At 69.3% G+C, this 23,899-nt stretch carries 22 protein-coding genes; 13 read left to right on the top strand and 9 right to left on the bottom strand.

Translation table 11 applies throughout. The annotated features are described in order from the left end of the window. Positions 1-152 precede the first annotated feature (152 nt). From iscB to G3I71_RS50180, 3 genes are all read left to right on the top strand, one after another. A complete protein-coding gene (gene iscB, locus G3I71_RS04665; RefSeq protein ID WP_343242848.1) occupies positions 153-1,553 on the top strand; it encodes an RNA-guided endonuclease IscB in 1,401 nt (466 codons plus the stop codon). A gap of 143 nt (positions 1,554-1,696) precedes the next feature. Next, the gene (locus G3I71_RS04660) at positions 1,697-1,960 is read left to right on the top strand and encodes a hypothetical protein (protein ID WP_239148886.1); all 264 of its coding nucleotides are present in this window, start codon (positions 1,697-1,699) and stop codon (positions 1,958-1,960) included. Beyond that, positions 1,957-2,427, top strand: coding sequence for a hypothetical protein (locus G3I71_RS50180; protein ID WP_203729293.1), 471 nt, complete (start codon positions 1,957-1,959; stop codon positions 2,425-2,427). The genes G3I71_RS04660 and G3I71_RS50180 overlap by 4 nt, the downstream gene beginning before the upstream one ends. Before the next feature lie 76 nt (positions 2,428-2,503). Here the strand turns inward: G3I71_RS50180 and G3I71_RS04650 are convergent, their stop codons facing one another. The 3 genes from G3I71_RS04650 to G3I71_RS04640 are packed head-to-tail and all read right to left on the bottom strand — an operon-like array spanning position 2,504 to position 4,575. Further along, positions 2,504-3,334, bottom strand: a complete 831-nt coding sequence (locus G3I71_RS04650; RefSeq protein ID WP_164312613.1) for an endo-1,4-beta-glucanase — start codon at positions 3,332-3,334, stop codon at positions 2,504-2,506. Positions 3,335-3,364: 30 nt separating this feature from the next. Beyond that, positions 3,365-4,150: a pectate lyase gene (locus G3I71_RS04645; RefSeq protein ID WP_239148885.1), complete on the bottom strand. Its 786-nt coding sequence runs from the start codon at positions 4,148-4,150 to the stop codon at positions 3,365-3,367. Continuing rightward, positions 4,147-4,575 (bottom strand): hypothetical protein, encoded by a 429-nt coding sequence (locus tag G3I71_RS04640; RefSeq protein ID WP_164312612.1) that lies wholly within the window; start codon positions 4,573-4,575, stop codon positions 4,147-4,149. Before G3I71_RS04640 ends, G3I71_RS04645 begins: the two co-directional genes overlap by 4 nt. 141 nt (positions 4,576-4,716) lie before the next feature. On the opposite strand from G3I71_RS04640, the gene G3I71_RS04635 reads away from it, so the two are divergent. Beyond that, a complete protein-coding gene (locus G3I71_RS04635) occupies positions 4,717-5,007 on the top strand; it encodes a DUF3303 family protein (protein ID WP_164312611.1) in 291 nt (96 codons plus the stop codon). A gap of 36 nt (positions 5,008-5,043) precedes the next feature. Here the strand turns inward: G3I71_RS04635 and G3I71_RS04630 are convergent, their stop codons facing one another. The 4 genes from G3I71_RS04630 to G3I71_RS04615 form a co-directional block, all read right to left on the bottom strand. After that, the gene (locus G3I71_RS04630; protein ID WP_164312610.1) at positions 5,044-5,694 is read right to left on the bottom strand and encodes a hypothetical protein; all 651 of its coding nucleotides are present in this window, start codon (positions 5,692-5,694) and stop codon (positions 5,044-5,046) included. Positions 5,695-5,877: 183 nt separating this feature from the next. Further along, positions 5,878-8,313, bottom strand: a complete 2,436-nt coding sequence (locus tag G3I71_RS04625; RefSeq protein ID WP_164312609.1) for a glycosyltransferase — start codon at positions 8,311-8,313, stop codon at positions 5,878-5,880. After that, complete coding sequence (locus G3I71_RS04620; protein ID WP_164312608.1) at positions 8,310-9,146, bottom strand: GntR family transcriptional regulator; 837 nt, start codon at positions 9,144-9,146, stop codon at positions 8,310-8,312. Before G3I71_RS04620 ends, G3I71_RS04625 begins: the two co-directional genes overlap by 4 nt. A gap of 191 nt (positions 9,147-9,337) precedes the next feature. Next, positions 9,338-10,711, bottom strand: a complete 1,374-nt coding sequence (locus tag G3I71_RS04615) for an aspartate aminotransferase family protein (RefSeq protein WP_164312607.1) — start codon at positions 10,709-10,711, stop codon at positions 9,338-9,340. A 145-nt stretch (positions 10,712-10,856) separates the two neighbouring features. Here G3I71_RS04615 and G3I71_RS04610 point away from each other — a divergent pair, with 145 nt between their 5' ends. From G3I71_RS04610 to G3I71_RS04595, 4 genes are all read left to right on the top strand, one after another. Then, a complete protein-coding gene (locus tag G3I71_RS04610; protein WP_164312606.1) occupies positions 10,857-12,617 on the top strand; it encodes a serine/threonine-protein kinase in 1,761 nt (586 codons plus the stop codon). 479 nt (positions 12,618-13,096) lie between these two features. Beyond that, positions 13,097-17,623: a ricin-type beta-trefoil lectin domain protein gene (locus G3I71_RS04605; protein WP_343242847.1), complete on the top strand. Its 4,527-nt coding sequence runs from the start codon at positions 13,097-13,099 to the stop codon at positions 17,621-17,623. A gap of 118 nt (positions 17,624-17,741) precedes the next feature. Then, entirely contained in the window at positions 17,742-18,005 is a 264-nt protein-coding gene (locus G3I71_RS04600) for a hypothetical protein (RefSeq protein WP_164312605.1), read from the top strand. Between the two features lie 180 nt (positions 18,006-18,185). Continuing rightward, a complete protein-coding gene (locus G3I71_RS04595; RefSeq protein WP_164312604.1) occupies positions 18,186-18,575 on the top strand; it encodes a hypothetical protein in 390 nt (129 codons plus the stop codon). Positions 18,576-18,722: 147 nt separating this feature from the next. Here G3I71_RS04595 and G3I71_RS04590 read toward each other — a convergent pair whose 3' ends face one another. Further along, positions 18,723-19,493 carry an SLATT domain-containing protein gene (locus G3I71_RS04590; protein WP_164312603.1) on the bottom strand — a complete coding sequence of 257 codons (771 nt, stop codon included), beginning with the start codon at positions 19,491-19,493 and terminating at the stop codon, positions 18,723-18,725. Positions 19,494-19,800: 307 nt separating this feature from the next. Between G3I71_RS04590 and G3I71_RS04585 the strand changes: the two genes are divergently transcribed. The 4 genes from G3I71_RS04585 to G3I71_RS04570 all read left to right on the top strand — a co-directional run bounded on the left by G3I71_RS04585 (position 19,801) and on the right by G3I71_RS04570 (position 22,494). Further along, positions 19,801-20,148 (top strand): YbaB/EbfC family nucleoid-associated protein, encoded by a 348-nt coding sequence (locus G3I71_RS04585; protein ID WP_006373444.1) that lies wholly within the window; start codon positions 19,801-19,803, stop codon positions 20,146-20,148. 130 nt (positions 20,149-20,278) lie between these two features. Beyond that, positions 20,279-20,878, top strand: coding sequence for a recombination mediator RecR (recR, locus tag G3I71_RS04580; RefSeq protein ID WP_164312602.1), 600 nt, complete (start codon positions 20,279-20,281; stop codon positions 20,876-20,878). Next, positions 20,871-21,530, top strand: a complete 660-nt coding sequence (locus G3I71_RS04575; RefSeq protein WP_164312601.1) for a DUF5063 domain-containing protein — start codon at positions 20,871-20,873, stop codon at positions 21,528-21,530. The genes recR and G3I71_RS04575 overlap by 8 nt, the downstream gene beginning before the upstream one ends. Before the next feature lie 172 nt (positions 21,531-21,702). After that, positions 21,703-22,494 carry a class I SAM-dependent methyltransferase gene (locus tag G3I71_RS04570; RefSeq protein WP_164312710.1) on the top strand — a complete coding sequence of 264 codons (792 nt, stop codon included), beginning with the start codon at positions 21,703-21,705 and terminating at the stop codon, positions 22,492-22,494. Positions 22,495-22,500: 6 nt separating this feature from the next. On the opposite strand, the gene G3I71_RS04565 is transcribed toward G3I71_RS04570, so the two are convergent. Beyond that, complete coding sequence (locus G3I71_RS04565; RefSeq protein ID WP_164312600.1) at positions 22,501-23,136, bottom strand: hypothetical protein; 636 nt, start codon at positions 23,134-23,136, stop codon at positions 22,501-22,503. A 234-nt stretch (positions 23,137-23,370) separates the two neighbouring features. Here G3I71_RS04565 and G3I71_RS04560 point away from each other — a divergent pair, with 234 nt between their 5' ends. Beyond that, a complete protein-coding gene (locus G3I71_RS04560) occupies positions 23,371-23,868 on the top strand; it encodes an SgcJ/EcaC family oxidoreductase (protein WP_164312599.1) in 498 nt (165 codons plus the stop codon). Positions 23,869-23,899 lie beyond the last annotated feature (31 nt).

Genomic DNA, 23,899 nt, shown 5'->3' with positions numbered 1-23,899 from the left:
TGATATGGAGGTGACCGAAGTTGGCTACGTTCCACGCAGGACAGAAGACCCACCCATCTGTGCTTCCTCAGCAGTTGGCTCTGGAATTCGAGTCAGCAGACAACCCCGGGATCAGGGACGAAACGGGGCTCGGACGCCGTAAGGCATCCGGTGTGGAACATGTGCGAGGGGAGATCACCGGCAGTGCACCTACTGCCGGTGGCGTCACCCCGGACCATCAGGTCCGGGAGCCCGGCCGTGAGGCCGACCCCGCCGTGTTCGTCCTGGACAAGCACGGCACGCCATTACAGCCCACCAGCCCCGCCAGGGCCCGCAAGCTCCTGGTATCCGGCCGCGCGGTCGTCGCCCGGCACACACCGTTCGTGATCCGTCTGAAGGACCGCACCGCCGACGCCTCGGAGGTCGACGGTGTCGAGCTGGGCATCGACCCCGGCTCCAAGCACACCGGCCTGGCTGTGTTCACCGCCCGGGACGGTGAGCGCCGGGGCCGGTTCGCGGTCCAGCTCGACCACCGGGGCGCCGCGATCCGCAAGAAGCTGGAGCAGCGATCCGCCTACCGGCGGGGCCGGCGTACCCGCAACCTGCGCTACCGCGCACCCCGCTTCCTCAACCGAACCCGCCCGAAGGGCTGGCTGCCGCCGTCGCTCCAGCACCGTGTCGACACCACCATGTCGTGGACCGGCCGCCTCGCCCGCTGGGCACCGGTCCGTACGGTCCACGTCGAGCGCGTCGCATTCGACACCCACGCCATCAGTGCCGGGAAGCCGCTGGAAGGAGCCGAGTACCAGCACGGCACCCTGCACGGCACGGAGGTCCGCGAGTACCTCCTCGCGAAGTTCGGCCGCGCCTGCTCCTACTGCGGCGCGACGGGCGTGCCGCTGAACATCGACCACATCCGGCCCCGCAGCCGTGGCGGGTCCGACCGGGTCTCCAACCTGACCCTCGCGTGCATCCCCTGCAACCAGGCCAAGGGCCACCGGCCCGTCGAGGAGTTCGCCCCCAAGCAGGCCGCCGACATCCTCAAGCGCGCGAAGGCCCCCCTCCGGGACGCCGCCGCCGTCAACGCCACCCGGTGGGCCCTGTGGCGGGCCCTGGACGCACGACTGCCCACCCGGACCGCCAGTGGCGGGCGCACGAAATGGAACCGCGTCCGGTGCGCACTGCCCAAGACCCACACCCTCGACGCCCTGGCCGTCGGTGACCTCGACACCGTCACCGCATGGCCGCGCACCGTCCTGGTCGTCAAAGCCACCGGGCGCGGCACCTACGCCCGAACCCGCGCCGACAAGCACGGTTTCCCCCGCCTGCGCCTGCCCCGCACCAAACAGTTCTTCGGCTACGCCACCGGCGACCTCGTCCGGGCCGTCGTCCCGTCGGGAAAGAACGCGGGCACCCACACCGGCCGCATCGCCGTCCGATCCTCCGGCAGCTTCGCAGTCCGCACCGCCGGCGGCCTCTACACCGCCCGGTACAAGTACTTCCGTCTGCTCCAGCGCGCCGACGGCTACGCCTACACCACGCAACCCGAAGGCGGGCCGAGTGATGCGCCCTGACACCTCAGAGCACCACTCGGGCCCTGGCGGCCCTCCTGCGCTTCCGTTTCCTCCCCCAGCTGAAGCGGGGGTTTCCACGAAAGGGCTCCGATGACCGCATTGCTTGAGCGGCCGAGACGGTATACCGGCAGTATACTGTCGTCATGGCTGACACCACCGTCAAGGTCGACCCCCTGGTCCGCGACCGCCTCATGGTGCTCGCCCGCGAGCGCGGGATGACCATGCGCGATCTGATCGCTGAGCTGGCGGGGGCCACGCCCACGCAGGAGGAGCTGCGGAAGCGGTACGAGGAGACCAAGGCGTACTGCGAGACGCACTTCGGTGTCACCCTCACCGACGAGGACCACGACAGGGTCGAGAAGGTGTGGCAGGACCTGGAGGCCGGACAGGAGGTGGAGAGCCTGTGAGCGCCGAGAAGGGAAGCGGAAAGGCAAGCGGAAAGGGAGGCGCCGGGGGAGGCGGAAGGCCTGGGCCCGGCGGATCGACCGGGGTCGTCTTCGACGAGTCGGCGCTGCTTGCGCTCGGGTCGGGCAACTCGCTCGCCTCGCAGTTCGTGTCCAACACCGAGCACGGGCCCACCCGGCACGTGTACGTACCGGCGCTCTGCCTCGCCGCCGCCGACGGCATGCGCAAGGGGCTGGCCGAGCACATCGGGGCTCTGCCCGCCGTCGAGATCGTCGAGCTGGACTTCGCGGGTGCGTCCACCGTGGGCGCGCTGCTGCGCGACGGGGTGGAGTGGCGGCTCGGCCACGCGGTCCACCTGTCCAGGCCGACGGCGGACTGGCCGGACGGCCGGCGCGTACTGACCGTAGATCCCGACCTGTACGCGGACATGCCCCTCGTGCGGACCCTCAGGCTGCCGCGACAGCGATAGCCCCCGGCACCCGGCAACGGGAAGGGGCCCGCGCCCCCTGAGGGACGCGGGCCCCGGCCGCTGATCGGTCGGATCGTCAGCCCACGTTCACCGAGTACGACGACGTGCTCAACTTGCCCTTGCCGCGGAAGACTTCCGTGCCCGCCTCGACGCTCGTCAGGTAGTTGGTGTTGGCCATGAGCTTGCGCTGGACCAGTGCGTTCGCCAGGCCCGTCAGGTCGGTCGTCTGCGAGTTGGTGTTGGTCTTGCGGACGAACGAGAAGACGTTCCAACTGCTGTTCGTGTTCACGATCTTGCCGACGTAGAGGTCCCAGGCGACACCGCCCACGGTCAGCGTCTCGCGCTTCGTGCCGAGGGGGCCCGCGCCGTTCTGGCGGTTGAGCCAGACCATCATTTCGTCGTGCGGCTGGTCCTGCCAGTCCGGGTTGGACTTCTGGTGGAACCAGAGGTCGTACGAGACGTTCATGACCGTCGGCGTCGTCTGGGTGATGTTGAAGTTCCAGGACGACGTCACCTTGCGGCCGCTGTTGAGCCGGACCGGGAGCTTGGTGGTGGTGTCCTTCCAGCCCCAGTGCCAGCCCAGGACGATGCTGGCGTACGACTTGACGCCGTTCGGGTCGCCGCCCTTCCAGTCGAAGGACGTCTCCCAGTTGGCCTTGCCGCTCTTGTACGAGTTGAGCCAGGTGCACGCCTGGCCCGTCGCGCCCTTCGCACCCCACACGTTGTTGTTGAGGTAGTACGGCGGGATCTTCACCGTGTTGAAGGCGGTGCACGAGTCCCGCTTGGCGACGGGAGCGGCGACGGGAGCGGCGGAGGCGCCCGGGGCGAGCAGCAGGGGTGCCGCGACGGCCGCGCTCGCCAGGCCGACGAGCAACGGCAGGCGGTACAGGCGTTTGATGGTGACCACGATGTCTCTTCCTTACCTGTCGAACTCGGCTTACTTGTACGTGACGTCGGACGTGCGGTAGATGCAGTTCCTGCCGTCCGGGCCCGAGCCCGTCTTCGCGGGCTCACCGGAGGTCACCCCGCGGAACTTCTGGCAGATCACGATCTTGCGTGCCGCGTCGCCGACGACGGTGACGCGGGTCAGCTTGGCCGTGTCGCCGTACGGCGTGGCGTTGATGCCGACGACGTCCAGGCCGGGGGCCTTGATCGTCACGTTGTCGAGGACCACGTGACGCTGGTACTGGGTCTTGCAGTTGCCGCAGGAGCGGTACAGCTTGCCGAAGTTCTCGACCTCGAAGTTCTTGATGACGAACGTGCCGGGGCCGTTGTGCTGGAAGACCTTGTCGGCCGCCTTGCGGGCACCGCCGCCGTCGATCGTCATCGTCTGGTTGGCGCGCGTGCCCTTGAACGTGGCCGCGTCCTCGCCGACGTCCTCCCACCAGACGTTCTTGATGGTGCAGGTGCCCCGGCAGTGGATGCCGTCGGCGGCCGGTGACCCGATGATCACGTTGGAGATCGTGGCGCCGTCCGCGAGTTCGAGGATGGGCGGCTGGTTCTCGGCCTGGTCGCCGCCGGCGAGGGCGCCGCTGCCGACGAGGCGGGTGAAGTCGAAGTCCCTGGTGCCGGCGGGGACCTTGATGGTCGCGGGCACCTTCTGGGTGCGCTTCGCGGTCGGCCAGCTCGCGGCGGAGGCGGGGGAGGGCCCGGCGGTGAGCGTGAGGGCGACCGCCAGGGTGAGGCCGGCACCGAGGAGTGTGCGCATCCGGTTCATGTTCATGACGCCGTCACCGTCCGTCCCGTACGTGCGTCGCCCGCGCGGTGCAGGTCGACGGTGTGGGTGGAGCCCGCGGGGACGCAGCCCAGCGCGACCAGGCCGTACCGGCCCGCGTGGGCGTCGGCGACGCACTCCACGGCGACGCCGGGCTCGCACTCCTCGACGTGCTCCTCGGGCGTGAAGTTGCTCGGGTGGCAGTTGATGCCGACGGAGACGTCTGACGGGACGGTCAGATCCGCCTCGGTAAGGACATGGGCGAGGTGACTGTCGCTCGCGGGGGCGAGTTCCTGGCAGCAGTAGCCGGCCGGGAGCTTGACCATGGTGGTGGCGGGGGCCGCCTGTGCCGCGGCTGTGCCCGGCAGCAGGGACACCATGGCCGACGCCGCGAAAGCGGTGAGAGGCACCAGGGTACGTATGCGTTGGTTCATGCACGCATCGTGTTCAGCTGGTCACCGTGCGCGCATTTTCGAATAGGCCGAACGTGTGTACACCAAGCGCACATACCGGGCATATCCTGGTTTGGCGCGAGTGTGTATTCGGCGCGCGTCGATCAGGAGAAGGTGAGTGCCATGCGCGTTCTGCTCAAGGCGCAGTTCGACACCGAGAAGGGCAACGAGGGCATACGCAGCGGCAAGCTGCCGGAACTGTTGAAGGAGACCCTGGACCACCTCAAGCCGGAGGCGGCGTACTTCGGACCCGACGAAGGCTGCCGGTGCTGCTGGATGGTCATCGACATGGAGGACTCCTCCCAGATCCCGTCCACCGCCGAGCCGTTCTTCACCCAGTTCAACGCCAAGGTCTCGTTCACTCCCGTCATGAACGCCGACGATCTGCAGAGGGGTCTGTCCCAGATCCGGTGAGCGTGCGCGTGCCGCCGCGCGTGCCCTTGCTCGCGCTCAGCTGAAGACGATCATCGACCCCTGGGCCAGACTCCGCGTCGCCGCCGCGTTCAGCCCCAGCCACACGTGCCGTTCCCGGGCGAACGGGCTCGAGTCGTGTGGTGCGGGTGCCGCCGGTTCCTCCAGTGAGGTGGGGGTCAGTGGCGGGGCCGGGGCCACCGGCGGGTTCGCCGGGTCGATGCCGATCGAGGGGGCCACGAACTCCAGCTCCCTCAAAAGGGTTTGGGACGAGCACAACGGGCCGCCCCCCGCCAGGAGTTCGTCGCTCGAGAGAGGGTGTGGAAAGTCCACCGGGACGTAGGCGCCCGCGTGGTCGTAGTGCCAGACCAGGTGCGACTGCTGGGCGGTCGCCTCGAACATCTCCAGCAACTGCTCGTAGTCACCGCCCAGTTCGTCCACCGGCGTCACCGGCAGGCCGCACACCTGGAGCAGATACGCGCGGCGCAGGAAGTGCAGCGCGTCGTAGTCGAAGCCCGCGATCGGGGCCACGTCGCCGGACAGTCCCGGCATGTACGCGTACACCGGCACCGGAGGCAGTCCCGCCTCGCCCAGCACCTTGTCGTAGAGCGCGAGTTCGTCGGCGAAGGGGTTGTCGGGGGTGTGGCAGAGCACATCGACGAGTGGGACCAGCCACAGGTCACAGGCCAAAGGAGAACTCCTCGCATGGTCGCAGGCGGTGGTCAGGCACCGTGGGCAGAGCAGTCAGGGAAGCGTAATGGGTGACGGGTGGGTCGGACCCCCGTGTGACGGGCCAGACACCGAAAGGAACAGGTCAGGAACAGCTCAGGGACTGGTTCAGGGACTGGTTCAGGGACTGGATCGGGGACGGGTTCACGACCCGTCGTGCAGGTCCCATACCCACACCCCGCCCGTCCACTTACCCTTCTCGCCCGTCAACTGCTCCAGCGTCTTGCGCAGCACCCCGTCGTTGCCCTGCGGGGCCAGCACCAGAACGCCCGCCTTCCAGTAGGCGAAGTCCACCTTCGCCTGCGCCCGCCAGTTGACGCCGATGGTCGGCGCGACGCCCGTGTAGCGGATGTCCCGCAGCATGTTGGAGGTGAAGCGGGGCGCGGCGCCGTAGATGCCGACGCGCTCGTCGCCGTACGGCCCGTTGAAGTAACCGCCCGGCAGCTTGAAGCCGAGACCGGCCGCCGTCTGCCAGTGCAGTGCCTCCGCGTTGCCGGGATCGGGCAACGGCACCGGGACGAGCGACTCGCCCTTCCCGACGTACGACTTCCACATGCCGTCCGCGATGAAGGGGGGCACGGCCGTGCGTTCCACCGTCTTCAGCGGGGCGGGGACGATCGGGAGCACGGCGAGGAGGACGGCCAGCGTGCCGAAGTACTGCGTGGGCAGGTGGCGGGTGGCCGCCAGCCGTTCCAGCGCGATGGCCAGGAGCATGCCCAGCGCGGGCGCGCAGATCATCGCGACCCGGCCCTCGATCACCGACTCGAACAGCGGCTTCTTGGCGAGCAGCGCCCAGGGCCCCGGCAGCACGGTGTCGGTCAGCGGGACACGGAACTCGGGGCCCAGGGACAGGAAGGCGGCGGCGACCGCGGTGAAGGCGAGCGCCTTCACGGCCGTGCGCTCCCACATCCGTACGACGATCGCGAAGGCCAGGAGGACCAGCGGCCAGCCGTAGAAGGCGTTCTGTTCGGTGGGGTTGAGAGAGAGGGCGTTCGCCCTGTCCGCGTTGCCCGCGAGGAGGGAGCGCTCGGCGAAGGAGAGCAGCGCGAGCGGGCTGTTGCCCGCGTTGTCGCCGTGCAGGACGCTCTTGTAGCTCTGCGGTCCGGCGAACTGCCAGTAGAGGGGGAAGGCGACGATCGGGAGGCAGACCGCGCCGCCGATCAGCAGGCCGCGCAGCAGCGGACGCCAGGCGGCCTTCGCCGCGTCCCGGCGTACGGCGGCGTAGGCGAGGGCGAACAGTGCCATCCCCATCGCCGCCAGCAGCAGCGGCTCCTCGCCGAGGAAGATCTGGTACGCCGCCATCAGGCCGAGGACCACACCGTTGCGGCGGACCCGCTCGCCCTCGCACAGCCGCAGGGCGCGGTCGATGATCAGCGGCATCATGAAGAGGATGACGAAGTTCGGGTGCGCGTTGGCGTGGCTGACCATCGGGGGTGCGAAGGTCGCCAGGGCCGCGCCGGAGAAGGCCGCACCCCGTTGCCGTACGACCCTTTTCACGATCAGCCAGTACCAGGCCGTGGCGGTCGCGGCGAGGCCCAGGGTCATCACCAGGGCGAGGGAGACCGCCGGGCCGGCGAGGAGCGTGATCGGTGCGAAGGGGACGGAGAGGCCGAGCATGACCGTGTTGGCCATGAGGTTGACGCCGTCGGGGAAGCCCTGGAAGTCGGTGAAGAGCGGGTTGCGGAAGTGGCTGATGTTGTCGGCCGTCACCGCGAAGAACCACTCCCACTGGTTCTGGTCCTGGAGAGAGTCGGGGAGGTAGCGGCCCGCCGGGTCGAGCCAGCGGCCCGCGTACAGGGCGACCGCCATGAGGAGGAAGAGGGTGACCGCGAGGAGGTCGGCCGGGCGGACCGCGCGCGCCTTGAGTGCCGTCAGTTCGGCGAGGACGCGGGCGTAGTCCAGCGGGCGTACCTTCGAGCCGGACTGGTGGGCCCAGCGGACCGGTATCTCGGCGACCGGCCAGTCCGCGCGGCGGAAGTGCTGGAGAACCTCGACGTCGATGCCCCAGCCGTTGAGCCGGGACGCGGCGAACGCCGTACGGGCACGGTCGCCGTCGAACAGTTTGAAGCCGCACTGGGTGTCCCGTATGCCGGGGACCGCGACCCGGCGTATCAGGAGGTTGCCGGCCCGGCCGAGGAGTTCGCGCACCCGGTGCTGGTGGTGCTCGATCGTCGAGCCGGGCACGGAACGGGAGCCGATCGCCGCCGCGTGCCCCTCGGCGAGCGCCTCGTCCAGCACTTCGAGTTCCTCTATGGGCGCGGCCAGGTCGGCATCCGTCACCAGGACGCGGGCGCCGCGCGAGGCGGCGACGCCGAGGCGCAGGGCGTTGCCCTTGCCCCGGTTGCGCGGGCTGGTGACGAGCTGGACGCGGGGGTCGGCGAGGCCGGTGACGATGTCGCGGGTGCCGTCGGTGGAACCGTCGTCGACGACCACCACCTCCCAGTCACCCCAGCGGCTCTCGTTCTCCCGGAGGTGGCCGGTGATCGCGGCGAGCGTGGGGCCGAGCCGCTGTTCCTCGTTGTAGGCGGGGACGACGACGGTCAGGTCGAGGGTGCCGGTGGTGCGGGTGGGCGCGCTCATCCGAGGGTGCCCCCGTTGCCGGCTGGTGCGGTGACCCCGTCGTCCTTCTCCTTGTCCTCGCCCCCGTCGGAAGCGAGGTCGGCGAGGCCCTCTATGAGGGCGAGGGAGTGCCGGTCGTAGTCGTCGACCATCCGGTGCGCCTCGGCGAGGTGGCGCAGGGTCAGCGCGTCGATGACCTCGGTGTACCCGGACCACAGGTGACCGCGCAGGTCGCTCAACCGGCGCAGGTGCTGCACCACGCACACCCAGGACTGGACGCGCAGCCGGTGCAGGAAGTCGGTGAGGTACTGGTTGCCGAACAGCGCGCCCAGCTCGCGCCAGAAGCGCAGGTCGTAGCCGATGAGGACGTTCAGTTCACCGGCGGTGGCGGCGCGCCGTGCCTCCTCGCCCCGGCGGCGGACACCGGCGAGGGCGGCGGCGGCACGGGGGTCGCCGACGCGGACGAAGAAGCCGCGCGGACCCGGGCTGTCGACCACGTGACCGTCTGCCGGATCACTCGCCGCGCCGGTCGGCAGGCCCTTCGCCAGGCCGTGGAACATGCCGTCGATGACCAGGCCACGAGCCTCGATCATGCCTTGGAAGTCGGCGAGCGAGTACTCGTGCACACGGAAGCCGCGGTGCTGGTCCGCCTCCAGCAGGCCCTGGGCGGACAGATCGACCAGGGCCTCGCGGACGGGTGTCGCGGAGACGCCGTACTGCTCGGCGATCTCCTTGACCGTGAACTCCTGACCCGGCTGGAGACGGCCGGCCAGCACCTCGTCGCGGAGCGCGGCCGCGATCTGCTGACGCAGGGTGCTGCGGGTCACGGCGCCGTTGCCGCTGCTGGCGGGCATGGTCGGGGCCCTCCCCCTTCGCGCGTGTGGATGACTCTGCTCGCATATGACTACGAGCACGTCACCTTACGCGTTCGGGTTCCCGACGAACTTTCCCGTGCGCTTACCCACATTCACCGTGTGTCAGCACCTGCCGGCTCCTCCTGGCTCCTGCTGACTCCCACTCACTCCTACTCGGTGTACTCGTCCTCCTACTCGGTGTACTCGTCGGCGACCGTCAGTGCGGCGTCCAGGGCTGCGAGCCCTTCCTTGGCCTCGGCCTCCGTGACGTTGCAGGGCGGGACGACATGGGTGCGGTTCATGTTGATGAACGGCCACAGCCCGTTCGCCTTCGCGGCGGCGCCGAACGCGGCCATCGGGGCGTTGGCCTCCCCGGCGGCGTTGTACGGGACCAGCGGCTCCCGGGTCTCCTTGTTCCGTACGAGGTCCAGGGCCCAGAAGACACCGGTGCCGCGGACTTCGCCGACGCTCGGATGACGTACGGCCAGCTCCCTGAGCGCCGGTCCGATGATGTTCTCGCCGGTGCGGGCGGCCTGCCCGACGATGTCCTCCTCCGCCATCACGGTGAGCGTGGCGACGGCGGCGGCGCAGGCGAGGGGGTGCCCGGAGTAGGTGAGGCCGCCGGGATAGGGGCGGGTGGCGAAGGTCTCGGCGATGGCGCCCGAGATCGCCACGCCGCCCAGGGGCACATAGCCGGAGTTGACGCCCTTGGCGAAGGTCATCAGGTCGGGCACGACGTCGAACAGGTCGGCGGCGAACCACTCACCGGTGCGCCCGAACCCGGCCATGACCTCGTCCAGGACGAAGACGATCCCGTACTGGTCGCACAGCGCGCGCACCCCGGCGAGATAGCCGGGCGGCGGGATCATGATGCCGGCGGTGCCGGGAATGGTCTCCAGGATGATCGCGGCGATGGTGGCAGGGCCCTCGAAGACGATGGTGTCCTCAAGGTGCTGAAGTGCCCGGGCACACTCCTGCTCCTCGGTCTCGGCATAGAACCTGGACCGGTAGAGATAAGGAGCCCAGAAGTGCACGACACCGGCGGTGCCGTTGTCGGAGGGCCAGCGGCGGGGGTCGCCGGTGATGTTCACGGCCTGCTGGGTGCCGCCGTGGTAGGAGCGGTAGGCGGACAGCACCTTGGCCCGCCCGGTGTGCAGCCGGGCCATGCGCACGGCGTGCTCGACGGCGTCGGCGCCACCGTTGGTGAAGAAGATCTTGTCGAGATCGCCCGGGGTCCGCTGTGCGATGAGCCGGGCCGCCTCCGACCGTGCCTCGACGGCGAACGCGGGCGCGAAGGTCGTCATCCGCCCGGCCTGCTCCTGGATGGCCGCGACGACCTTCGGGTGCTGGTACCCGATGTTCGTGAAGACCAGCCCACTGCTGAAGTCCAGGTACCGCCTGCCGTCGTAGTCCCAGAAGTACGACCCTTCCGCGCCGGCGACGGCGAGCGGGTCGATGAGCTCCTGCGCGGACCAGGAGTGGAACACGTGCGCGCGATCGGCGGCCTTCACGGCCGCACCGGCCTGGGCCAGGGTCGCCGACTGGGGGATGGGCTGAGAGGTCATGCGGGGAGCGTAGATGTCCCGGGTGACCGCGGGATATCGGCGTCCTGTCTGCGGTCCGGCGCTTTACACGACAGGTTGTCGTGTGTCCTAGTGGCAAAGTAGGGGAGCGGGGGAGGGGAGTAAGGAAAGGGGAGGCGGCGCGGGCATGGAGAAGCTCCGGGACGGGGATCCGGTGCGGATCGGGGCGTACCGGCTGGTCGCGCGGCTCGGTGCGGGCGGGATGGGGCATGTGTACGCCGCGCGGTCCGAGCGGGGGCGTACCGTCGCCGTCAAACTGGTCCGGCGGGAGCTGGCCGAGCAGGACGAGTTCCGGGACCGGTTCCGGCAGGAGGTCGCCGCCGCGCGACGCGTCGGGGGCCACTGGACGGCGCCCGTCCTCGACGCCGACACCGAGGCCGCTGTCCCCTGGCTCGCCACCGGATACGTCGCCGGGCCCAGCCTGAAGCAGGTCGTCGGGCACGACCACGGGCCGCTGCCCGAGCACTCGGTGCGCGTCCTCGCCACCGGGCTCGCGCACGCACTCCACGACATCCACGCCGCCGGGATCGTCCACCGCGACCTCAAGCCGTCCAACGTCCTGGTCACCATCGACGGGCCCCGGGTCATCGACTTCGGTATCGCCCGCGCCCTGGAGACCGTCACGGAGGGCGGCCTCACGCGCGCGGGCGCGCTCGTCGGCTCACCCGGGTTCATGGCGCCCGAGCAGGTGAGGGGCGACCGGGTCACCGCCGCGGCCGACGTCTTCTGCCTCGGCTCCGTCCTCGCGTACGCGGTCACGGGTGCCCTGCCCTTCGGCGCGGTCGGCAGCGGGGCCCACGCCATGATGTTCCGCATCGCCCAGGAGGAACCCGACCTGACAGGGATCCCGGAGAGCCTGGCCGGCCTCGTCCGCGACTGCCTCCACAAGGACCCGGCCCAGCGGCCTACACCGGAACAGATCCTGGCGCGTACGGGGGTGTCGGCGGACGCCGTCGCGGCCGGGACCGGCGGATACGAGCGGGACACCTGGCTGCCGGGCGCGCTGGTCGCCCAACTGGGGCGGCACGCGGTGCGGTTGCTGGAGATGGAGGCTGAGGCTGACGAGGTCGAGGTCGAGGTCGAGGTCGAGGTGGAGGTCGAGGTCGGGGAGGCGGCGGGCCGCGGGGCGGAGCCGGACGATGTACCGCCCGAGCACGCACCGCCCGCCGAACCGCCCGCCCGTTCAGGCAGCCCCGCTCAGGGACACCCTCACCCCCAGCACCGTCCGCAGTCCTTCGCCGCCACCCCCGGCGACAGCCAGAGGCCCCCTGTCTGGCCCGGGGACCCGGCGCTCGAAGAGCCCGCTGTGCCGGCCGCGTGGAGCACGACACCCTCCGGCCCGCCTCCGTCGTACGGAGTGGGGCACACAGAGGCGCGGAGCAGGAGATCACGCCTGTCGTTGGCACTCGGCGTCGCCGCGCTGGTCGTCGCCCTCGGGGCCGGCGCGTCCATCGTCGCCCTGCTGAACGGCGACGAAGGCACCCCGGCCACGCCGCCCCCGAGCCCCACACCGACCTCGCCGCCGGCCGGTGCCGTACCGTCCGGCTTCCTCGGCACCTGGACCGCCTCGATCGACACCTCCACGGGCCACAACACGCGTCAACTGACCATCAGGCAGGGCGGGGTGGGCGACAGGGTGCTGACCCTGGTCGCCGACGGTCCCACGGCTTCCACGGGCACCTACCACTGCGTGTTCGTCGCCGCCCTGTCCGAACAGCCCGCCAAGGGCGGCCTGTTGAGGATCGCCCCGTCCCAGGTCACCGTCGGCGAACAGTCCTCCGCCTGCACCCCGGGCGCCGCTTCCACGCTCACTCTCCGCAAGGACGGCACGTTGGAGCGGGCGACGGAGGGCAACGGAGGGAAGCTGACGTACGAGAAGGAGAGCTGAACGCCGACGTCGGCATGTGGGCGACTTCTGGCCAATTAATGGCGGAGACTGCGCCCTGTGTGAACACTTTCCTCACACGTCCCACACAGGTAACTCCCGCCGTGAGCACGTCATTTGCACGTGCCGTGCGGTGAATCGTCGGGCAAGTGGTTTTGCCGTTCCGCGTTCCGGACCCCGAGGTCGGCTCTTGCCGCGCCCTGTTGGCCTGTGGCTATGGTGAGCGCCGCGCCGACGTCAGGGACTTGACCACCCTGCCGTGTGATGCGCGCACGTCATTCGGCGGCCGGGGGGACTGTGCCGCCACGGGGGATTGGTTCGTCATGCCGCGATGCCGGCTCGTTGTGCACGCCTGCCCGACCGCTGCTGTCTGCGGTCCTTGTTCCCGCACGGGGACGGCGGGCTGACCCGCGCGCGTCCCACCGCCTCTTCGGGAGGTCACCCCTGCCTGCCCTCACTCGCTTTCTGTGAAGGATCTGCTTTTGCGCTTCAGACCGGGCTTGTTCGGCCTCAGATCACGAACCTCCGCGACGCTGACCTCCGCTGTCACCTCCGTCGCCGCCCTGGCCGTCCTTGGTGGGATGGTCGTCCAGCCCGGCCTGCTCGGCCGGGACGCCACGCAGCCTGTCGCCGCGACGGGCGACTCGTACGACGGCTTCGACTCCAAAGCGGCTGAGCAGCTGCGCGACGACCAGTGTGTGGCCGCCTACGGTCTGCGCAAGGGCGGGCCCAACCTGTTCGCCCTCGCGCAGAACGCCGTAGGGCTGCCCGCCGATCAGCTCCACCAGAAGCTCCGCCGGGATCTCTCGGACGCCAACTCCCCGCTGCACCAGGCCTTCGGCGCGGACAGCGCCGGCACCGACCAGTGGGTCAAGAAGGTCGATGACCAGGAGTTGGCGTTCGTCAACGCCGTCAGCGGCTTGACTTCCTACCCTGGCGAACCGCGCGGAAAGTTCGAGATCCTCGACCAGACCGGGCTGCTTCCGTGGCTGTGGCAGTCGTACAGCAGCTCGGTCGACCTGTTCTCCCCGTTCTACGATCCGTCGCCCACCGCCGACGACAGGACCAAGGCCGCCGCGCTCGCGATCGGCGACCCGCTGTACACCACCGGAGGAACACCGGAGGAGCAGCAGGCGTGGAAGCTGTGGAAGAAGAACTCGGGGAAGATCGAACCCGATGTGCTGTTCGTTCCCCGGGTGTTCGCCGATGACGCCCGGATCTTCCTGGCCTCCGGCGGCTTCCCTCGCACCGCGCCGGCCCCGGGCACCCCGGAGTTCCGTATCGCGGTCGAGGACCTGAAGGCCCGCTTCGCGTCGTGCGCGTGGCACGCCCCGATCGACCCGAACCGGGTTCTCGGCAAGGAGGTTGCACAGGCCTCCGTCGAGTGGCAGCAGGAGATCGCCGCACAGGCCGCGCAGCGGCAACAGATCCTCAGCTCCGGCCTCAACGCCACGAACGCCTTGCGGGACGGCACGTTCGCCCTGGGCCAGATCCTCGGTCAGTCATGGCTCGCGGACTACTCCACCCGCTGGCAGGACTACTGGTCCGCGGGCGGGCTGGGCTGGATCGGCGACAGCCATGTGACGATCGAGGTACCGGGCGCGAAGGGCAACTGCCTGGACGTCCAGGGCAGTGGCAAGACCAACGGCACTCCGGTCCAGATCTTCACCTGCAACGGCGGGGCGTCCCAGCAGTGGACGCTTGAGGGCAAGGAGGACGACCTCCACCTCCGCAATGTCGGCTCGCAGAAGTGCCTGGACGTCGCCGGAAACGCCTCTGCGAACGGCACGAAGATCCAGATATCGGACTGCTACAAGTCCGCCGGGCAGTCGTGGAAGGGCGACGTCCGTGCCACCTCGCCCCTGAAGAGCGTCACCACGGGCAAGTGCCTCGACCTGAGCGCGTTCACCAAGAGCACTGACGCGCGGCTGCTGGAGTGCAAGAACGCCGACTCACAGAAGTTCCTGATCAAGCCGTCCGGCCACAAGGGCACGGACAGCCCCCTGTACCCGGACAAGGCCGAGTTCGACAAGGCGAAGAAGATCGTCACCGACGCCCAGGTGGCGGCGAAGAAGCAACTGGCCGCGATCAGGACCCAGTTGGAGAACGCCAAGAAGTCCGCCACCGCGTCCGACGCCGCCGAGCAGGCCGCGTACGGCATCGCGGACGCCGCCGGTGCGCCGAGGGGCCGTGGGCTTCTGGTCGGTCAGCAGAAGGCGCAGGTGACCAAGGGGACGGTGGCGGCGCTGACGGCGACGGTGAAGGCCGGCGAGACCGCCGAGGCCGCGACCAGGGCTGCCGCGGGTGACAGCGCGACGATCGCGCAGCGGGCTCAGGCCCAGGCCGCGCAGGTCAACGCGGAGTTCCGTAAGGAGGCCGCGCACACGGCCGAGTTGCAGGCGAAGGCCGCGGCGGACGCGGCCAAGGTGCACCGGGACAACGCGAAGAAGGACAAGGAGACGGCGGAGGCGAAGCTGGGCGCCGCGCTGAAGGCGGAAACCGACGCGAAGGCGGCTGCCGCCGACGCGCGCGCCAAGCGGCTCGCGGCCGAAGCCGAGGAGAAGACGGCCAGGGCGGAGAGGGACACCGCCACCGCCAAGCAGATCGAGGCCAACCAGCACAAGCGGACCGCGCAGACCGAGGCCGCGAACGCGAAAGACGCCCAGCAGAAGGCCGAAGCCGCCGGCGCGACCGCGGTCGCGCGGAAGAACGACGCGGTGACGGCCCGCGACGAGGCCCGCGACTTGCGGGACGACGCCTGGGACGCCGAGCAGAAGGCGGACGCCTCCCGGGCGAAGGCGGACGCGAAGGAGGCGTTCGCCCAGGCCCACGAGTCCGACAGCAACGCGGGGGAGTCCAGGGCGGCAGCGGACGCGGCCTCCGCGCACGCGGACGACGCCGAGGCAGCCGCCGGCCGTTCCCGGGCCGCGGCGGACGCCGCCACCCAGGCGGCAGCCGAGGCGGACGCCGCCGCCACCCGCGCCGAGGCAGCCGCCAAGCGTGCCCGCTCGAACGCGGACGCCGCCCAGGCCGCCAAGCTGAGGGCCGACGCGGCCGTCGCCACCGCGACCAGCGCCGTGGCCGACGCCATCACGGCGTCCCAGCACGCCTCCTCCGAGGCCAGGACGGCCGTCGAGCTGGCGGACGAGGCGGAGACGCTGGCCAGGACCGCCATGTCCCAGGCCGACGAGGCGAACAAGGAGACCGCCAAGGCCCTGGCCGCCTCGGCGAAGGCCGCGGGCTTCGCCCATGTCACCGCGCAGGCCGCGGTCGACGCGGGCAACGCCGCATCCCAGGTCGCCAAGCCGGCCAACGACGCGATCGAACTCGGCTCCCCCTACGTCACCACCGACTCGGCCGCCGGCCTGGTCGTGCTGGCCGGTCAGGGGGCGAAGTCGATCGCCGACCAGCAGCAGGCCGTCGCCGACGCCCACGCCAAGAACGCGCAGGCGGAAGCAGCCGCGGCCAAGAACCTCGCCGAACAGGCGACCGGCGACACGAAGATCGCCTACCAGTACGCGGCCAACGCCGCAGCCCACGCGGCGACCGCCCGTACCTACTCCAAGGAGGCCCTCGGCTACGCGGCCGACGCCGCCAAGGCCGCCTCACAGGCATCGGCGTCCCTCGCCCGCACCGTCGAGTACGACCGACAGGCCACCGTCGACGCGACCGCCGCCGACCAGGCAGCCGGGCGCGCCGAGGGCTACGCCAAGGACGCCCGAGCCGCCGCCGACCAGGCCGCCCTCGACGCCCAGGCCGCTCGCGACGCCGCAGCCGCGGCGGAACAGTCCGCCAAGGACGCCCGAGCCGCAGCCGACCGCGCGGACGCAGCCGCCACGGAAGCGGAACAGGCGGCGAAGGACGCGCTGAAGTACGCGCAGGAGGCGCAGCAGGCCGCGGACAGGGCGGAAAAGGCGGAGGCCAACAAGGGACGCTCCGAGGGGTCCGGTACAGGCATTCCCGGGGTGTTCGCCGTTCCGGACGAGTCCACCGTCGAGATCGTCAGCTCGAAGCAGATCGGCATCTGCCCCGGGATGCCGGATGCGGCCTTCCTGGGCTGCGACGCGAAGTTCGACCTGGTCGTCACCTACGAGGCCGACTTCTACCTGTGCACCGACGACCAAGCCGAGGCCACGGCCGACGGGTGTCCGAAGCGGGCGTGGAATTTCCTCCAGCGGTCGACGCTGAAGAACATCAAGATCGACGGCTGGACGCACAAGTTCTCCGGTAAGGACATCGTCCGCGCCGGATGGCAGAAGCTCTTCGGTGATGTGGCCGGATCGATCCTGTTCTCTGTCTTCGCCGAAGACCTGATGGACTGCTGGCACGGCGACAAGACCGCCTGCGCCTGGAGCCTCGCCACGTATGTCCCGGTCGAAGGCCTCCTCGCCCCGATCGCGCGTGCCGTCAAGGCTCTCGACGCGGCAGCCAAGACGGGTATCGGCTTCGTGGACGCGTACAAGGCCCTGCGTTCCCTCGGTCTGTCGAAAGAGGCCATCGCCGGCATCAGCAAGGCGCAGTTTCTGCGGCTGAGAGCAACTTGTCTGACGGTTCTGGCCCCGTCCAAGACGCGCGCGATGCTGCCTGACGGCGGTGCGAGGCGGATCAGCGCGGCCCGCAGTGCCAAGTGCCCGGATTACGTCGACGTAGCGCCAAGCGGATTTGGAATCGTTGCAGGCATCGACGATGCCGGCCTTGTCTCTATAGCCGTTAAGAAAGGCCCGGGTACGCCGAGTGGCGGCGAAATGTTCAACGCCGCCCTTGCGCACTTTGGCAACAAGGTCAAGGGAGTGAAGGCGTACTGGCAGAACGGTGGAGAACTCAGCGACAACCTCAACTCCTTCAATAAGGCCGTGCGGAGTGGCGAATACGCATCACTTGAGGAAGCCGCACTTCGAGGAACGTTCACGGGTAAGATGTCTTCGAAGTCAGGGTTCACGAACGTGGAAATAATTGAACTTCGAGGAATGCTGGGCGAGTACACCGAGGTTGGTGTGATCTTCTCTTAGGATGCCGTCCGCAATATTTGCCAGATGGTGAGCGTGTGTGAGGGTGGGTTTCACGCGAAGTGAGACCTGCCCTCACGCCGCAATAGTGCTCAGGGTAGAGCGGAAAGCTAGGTGCGAGATGGGTGACCTGGAAAATATTGCAGCCGAACTGAGGGTGGCTCATTCGGAAGGCAAGGGTGCAGTGGAACTGGCTTTGCTTTCCAGGGAAAAGTTGGGTTCGGCGTTCGGTGCCATCTCTTTCATTGCCGTATTCCGTATTGCGTTTGATGTTCCGCTTCCTGTTCTTCAGCGAGCGCAAGCGTGGGGGCGGTTTGGCGGGGGAGGCGTCCAGATTTCTGACCAAGAGTTTTCCGCTCTCCTGTCGCCCTGGCTCACCGACTAATGTTGTTCTCTAACGTCCGGCGGCGATCGCGAGTTGGCGTTTGACTGTCTTGCTGACGTCGCAGTGGGTTGAGCAACGCACCTCAAGCTGTTCAGGGTCCGGTTCGACGACCCGGGCTCACTCGGGACCGCCTAATGCCGCACCGGCGTGAGCCTCCAGCCGCCAAATGGGACGCACTAAATGGGTGATGTGACGCCGGAGTTCGCCGGTTCCGAGATATTCCGATCCGACAGGTATTTCAAGGTCTGGCAATACACCGTCGGTCATCGAAGACTGATCCTCCGCAGTAGCCGGGACAGGCCGCCGGACACCCGGATCGAAATCTACTTCGCCAACGTCGATCTCATGCTTCTCCGTCCCAGTTACGACGGCTTGGTCATCCGCCGGGCCGACGACGAGGAATGCCGGCAGGTAGGCCTCGATCACGGGGTGGAAGTCGAGCCCGGCAGTCTGTTCTTGCTGGGTGGTGGCCTGAGGAGCTTCGTCGTTTCGGCACCTCCACAGTGGCAGGAGGACGAGGGCGAGATGAACGATCCATCGTGGTTCGGCCCTCTGCCGGGAACGCGCTGAGACTGGTCGGGAGGCCCCTTCACGAAGGGGCCTCCCGACGCGGCCTGGCGACCCCGGTATCCGCCGAACCCCCGGTCGGCAGCCATGTGGTGTGCATCGTGAAGCCGCCGTTCGCGGGGGCGGGTTCTTCGGCCGCATCCACCTACCTCACCGCGCCTCCGGCGGCCTCTGCCGAGGCATGTTCGGGCGGGCTCCCGGGGCGACCCCGAACCGGCCCTGGTGCACCGTCGCGTCCTGCCGGGGCATTCCCATCCCCGCCGACTGGATGCCCAGCGGCGCGGACCCCGTGCGGAACTCCACCATCCAGTCCGCCGTCTCCGCCCGGATCAGCTCCGTCACGTCCTCCGAGAACCTCCGCAGCACCCCGAGGCACCGGTCGGCGGCCTCGCCCGCCGTTCCCTCCGTCGGCCCCAGGACCTCTCGCACGCTCTCCGACGCCCAGTCGAACTGCAGCACCTGAAGCCGCCGCTGCACGGCCTGCGCGGTGGCCACGTCCCTTATCCACCCCGAGGTGACCCCGAAGAACCGGTCGGCGGCCACGCATGCCACCGCGACCAGCATCGCCAGGTATCCCCAGGGGGCGACCCCGCCCATCACCCCGGTGAGATCGAGCAGCGGCAGCGCGGCCCCGGCGACCGCCCCGAGCGCGGCGCCCGTACGCAGTGCCCGGGCCCCCCGCCGTTTCCAGACGCGGTCGGCGAGGTACCAGGCCGCCGTCTCCAGGGCCCCCTGCTCCACCCACCGGTACAGCTCGTCGAGGCGTGGCGCGGGCTCGCCCCAGTCGCCGAGGGGGAAGGGCCGGCCGGTCAGGTCCCCGGGCCGCAGCCCGGGGAAGCCCAGCTCGGGGGGACCTTCGCTCCGCCCGTCGTGGGGCGGTCTCTGCGGCGGCCCCTCGGGCTGCATCTCCGGCTGGCTCACCCGGCACTCCCTTAGCTGAGCAGACTGACCACATCACCGTGCGTGACACCGTAAGACGCCCGTGTGACGTCTGATGCCGGTGTAAAGCTGTCGCGCCGCCCCCTTCCTACCGCCCAACGGGTGGCGGTGACCGGGCTTTCGTTTCTTTTCCGCTCGGAAGAGGCCCTTGATCAGGTATAGGCCAAAGGACCGGCTCACTCGAAAGAGTGCTGGAGCGATGGCCTACCCGACCACGTAGGCTCGTGCCGAACGCCGAATTTCGCGCGCATGACTCGCGCGCATGACTACGGACGACGAGGAGCTGATCGTGATCCCCGGTGGTGGCCAGCCCAACATGCAGCAGCTGCTCCAGCAGGCCCAGAAGATGCAGCAGGACCTGGCGAACGCGCAGGAGGAGCTGGCGCGGACCGAGGTCGACGGGCAGGCGGGCGGTGGTCTCGTCAAGGCGACCGTGACGGGCGCCGGCGAACTGCGGGCCCTCAAGATCGACCCGAAGGCGGTCGACCCGGAGGACACCGAGACCCTCGCCGACCTGGTCGTGGCGGCCGTACAGGCGGCGAACGAGAACGCGCAGCAGCTCCAGCAGCAGAAGCTGGGCCCGCTGGCCCAGGGTCTGGGCGGTGGCGGAAGCGGCATCCCGGGCCTGCCGTTCTGACGTTCGCCCCACGCGCCCCCCGTCCCGTCTTCCTCAGGTGGGCGGCGGCCAACTACGGTACGTACAGCAGGAAAGACGGAACCGTGTAAGGAAGCACCGAAGCACCGAAGCACCCAGGAAAGGCAGTCCGTTGTACGAAGGCGTGGTCCAGGACCTCATCGACGAACTGGGGCGGCTCCCCGGCGTCGGTCCCAAGAGCGCGCAGCGGATCGCCTTCCACATCCTCCAGGCGGAGCCGACGGACGTACGGCGCCTCGCGCACGCCCTCCTCGAAGCGAAGGCGAAGGTCCGCTTCTGTGTGACCTGCGGGAACGTGGCGCAGGAGGAGCTGTGCAACATCTGCCGCGACCCGCGCCGGGACACGACGGTCATCTGTGTCGTCGAGGAGTCCAAGGACGTCGTGGCGGTCGAGCGGACGCGTGAGTTCCGGGGCAAGTACCACGTCCTGGGCGGCGCGATCAGCCCGATCGAAGGGGTGGGCCCGGACGACCTCCGTATCAGGGAACTGCTGACCCGCCTCGCGGACGGCACGATCACGGAACTGATCCTGGCCACCGACCCGAACCTGGAGGGCGAGGCCACAGCGACGTACCTCGCCCGCATGATCAAGCCCATGGGCCTCAAGGTCACCCGCCTGGCCAGCGGCCTCCCTGTGGGTGGCGACCTGGAATACGCGGACGAGGTCACCCTTGGCCGCGCCTTCGAGGGGAGACGACTTCTAGATGTCTGACGCCACGCTGCACGACACGGCGCAGGACCCCGACGACTTCGCGGTCCAGATCGCCGACCAGGTGGAGAGCTTCCTGGTGGCCGTCACCGAGGTGGCGAAGGGCGACGAGCCGGACTCGGCGGTCCCCTTCCTCCTTCTGGAGGTCTCCCAGCTCCTGCTGGCGGGCGGTCGCCTCGGCGCGCACGAGGACATCCTCCCGGACGAGCGCTACGAGCCCGACATGGGCCCGGAACCGGACGTGGACGACATCCGCGAACGCCTGGCGCTGATGCTGGACCCGGTGGACGTCTACTCGGAGGTCTTCGACCCCTACGAGCCCCGCAAGGCCCCGGTCCCGGCCCGTATCTCCGACGACCTGGCCGACGTCATCGCCGACCTCCGCCACGGCATGGCCCACTACCGCGCGGGCCGCACCACGGAGGCCATGTGGTGGTGGCAGTTCTCCTACTTCTCCAACTGGGGTTCGACGGCGTCCGCGACCCTGCGCGCGCTGCAGTCGCTGGTCGCCCATGTCCGCCTGAACCAGCCCCTGGCGGAACTGGACGGCCTGGACACGGACCAGGAACTCGGCGACGAGACCCTGGCCGAGGAGGCCGGCAAGGTGATGGAGGAGGAGATCGCGGAGCCGCTGGGGCTGCGGACGGCGAAGTAGCGTCCACGTCCGCTCCGCCGCCCGGACCCGCCCGGACCCGCCCGGACCGGCAACCGGGTCATCAAGACCGTCGCCCGCGACGCCTACGGCTTCCGCAACCCCGGCAACCAGTGCTTACGTACCGAACTGTCGGTACCGCACGTGTCCGCTTGGCTGTAGCAGGGAGTTGAACGTGCAGGACATGGTTGTCGACCCCGTTGCCCACAATCGGGCAGCCTGGGACAAGTGTGTCCAAGAGGGCAACGAGTGGTCGAGGCCGGTGAGTGCTGAGGATGTCGAGCGCGCCCGCCTGGGCGACTGGTCGATTGTTCTCATCGGGCGTGAGCCGGTCGACCGTTCCTGGCTGCCGACGGACCTGACCGGCAAGGACGTGTTGTGCCTGGCCTCCGGCGGTGGCCAGCAGGGTCCGATCCTCGCCGCCGCAGGGGCGCGGGTCACCGTGTTCGACAACTCACCCCGCCAGCTCGGCCAGGACCGGATGGTGGCGGCGCGCGACGGACTCGAGCTGCGCACCGTCCTGGGCGACATGCGCGACCTCAGCGCCTTCGGCGACGCGACATTCGACGTCGTGGTCCATCCGGTCTCCAACCTGTTCGTACCAGGCTTGGCACCGGTGTGGCGTGAGTGCTTCCGCGTCCTGCGACCGGGCGGAACTCTGCTCGTGGGCTTCCTCAACCCTGATGTGTACTTGTTCGACCACGAGGCGCTCGACGAGCGCGGCGAGCTGATCGTCGTGCACAAGCTGCCCTACAGCGATGTCACGCAGTACTCCGCCGAGGAACGCGCCACGAAGTTCGGCGCGGATGCCCCTCTTGAATACAGCCACACCCTCGCCGACCAGATCGGCGGGCAACTCGCCGCGGGGTTCGTCCTCACCGGCTTCGCGGAAGCGCCGCACCAATCCAACGCATCCGCTCAATACATGTCGCACTATTTTGCGACGCTGGCGGTCAAGCCGGGCTGACCCCCACTAACTTCGCTGAGCCCTCCGGCCCCCGTCCGGCGCGTCCACGGCACGCAGGACCGCGTCGGCCACCGCCTCCACCGGCCGTCCGTCACCCGAGTCCACGACGCGGGCCGGGTCCAGGCCCAGCCCGGCCAGCTCGGCCCGCATGAGGGACTGGTAACGGGCGCTGCGGGCAAGGAACTTGTCCATCAGGTGTCGTTCCCCGGCCGTCGCCTGCGCGTAGCGCCCGGCCCGGTGCACCCGGGCTCGTACGACGGTGTCCTCGGCCGCGAGCCATACGGCGGCCGTGTGGGGGACGGTGAGCACCGCGACACGGGCGGGCCAGAGGGCCGACCCCTCAAGGACCAGGCCGCCCGGCCCGGCCGCGTGTTGGGCGATCAGCTCCTCGATCCGGGGCCACAGCCGTTCGTAGTGGTCCAGGACCGAGGAGACCAACTCCTCGACGGTGAGCGAGCGATAGTGCTCGGCGACATGCTCCGGCACTTCCCGACCCGGCGTACGCCACGGCCGTCCCGGATGCCGCGCCAGCCCGTCGGTCGACCGGCAGGCGAACCCCAGCCGTTCCGCGACGACTTGGGCGACGGCCGACTTCCCGGCGTTCGACGTGCCCCCGATCAGCACCACCCGCACATCACCCATGGAGAAACCTTAGGACTCCAGAGACCCTCGGGCTCCGGGGCTGCCCGCCAGGTCCAGCAGCAGCCTTTGTCTCGGAGCGTGATCGAGTCATCGCCGTACGTGAGTTGGAGTCTTCCTTCCCGACCCCTGTACGTCCCTTGCACGGGTGCTAACCAGCGGAAAGCGAAGCTGGAGTCACTTCCACCGCAGGAGCTGCGGAGGAGGTGAACCCCCCTCACCCGTACAGGAGTTGCGATGAACCGCAAGACCCGCATACGCGCCGCCCTCGTCACGGCCACCGCCCTTGTCACCGCAGCGACGGTGACGGCCGGTGTCAGCGTGGCGGGTGGCGAGCAGGCGAAGAAGCCCACCAAGAAGCAGATCGCCGCCCTCTTCGACGGCTGGAACAAGACCCTCCAGACCGGCGACGCGGAGAAGGTCACCGACCGGTACGCGAAGGACGCGGTGCTGCTGCCGACCGTCTCCAACAAGATCCGGACCAACCACGCCGAGATCGAGGACTACTTCGACCACTTCCTGCTGAACAAGCCGGTCGGCAAGAAGATCAAGTCGTACATCAACATCCTGGACGACAACTCGGCGATCGATGCCGGCTCCTACTACTTCATCCTCACCGACCCGAAGACCGGCGAGAAGAGGAGGGTCGACGCCCGCTACACGTACGAGTACGAGAAGCGGGGCGGCCAGTGGCTGATCGTCAACCACCACTCCTCGATGATGCCCGAGGGCTGATCAGCCCGGTCAGGCCAGTTCAGCCAAGTGG

Origin of the sequence: Streptomyces sp. SID12501 (assembly GCF_010550245.1) — a bacterium.
In the GTDB taxonomy this organism is placed as follows: domain Bacteria; phylum Actinomycetota; class Actinomycetes; order Streptomycetales; family Streptomycetaceae; genus Streptomyces.
This window is presented reverse-complemented; position numbering and strand designations above follow the sequence as displayed.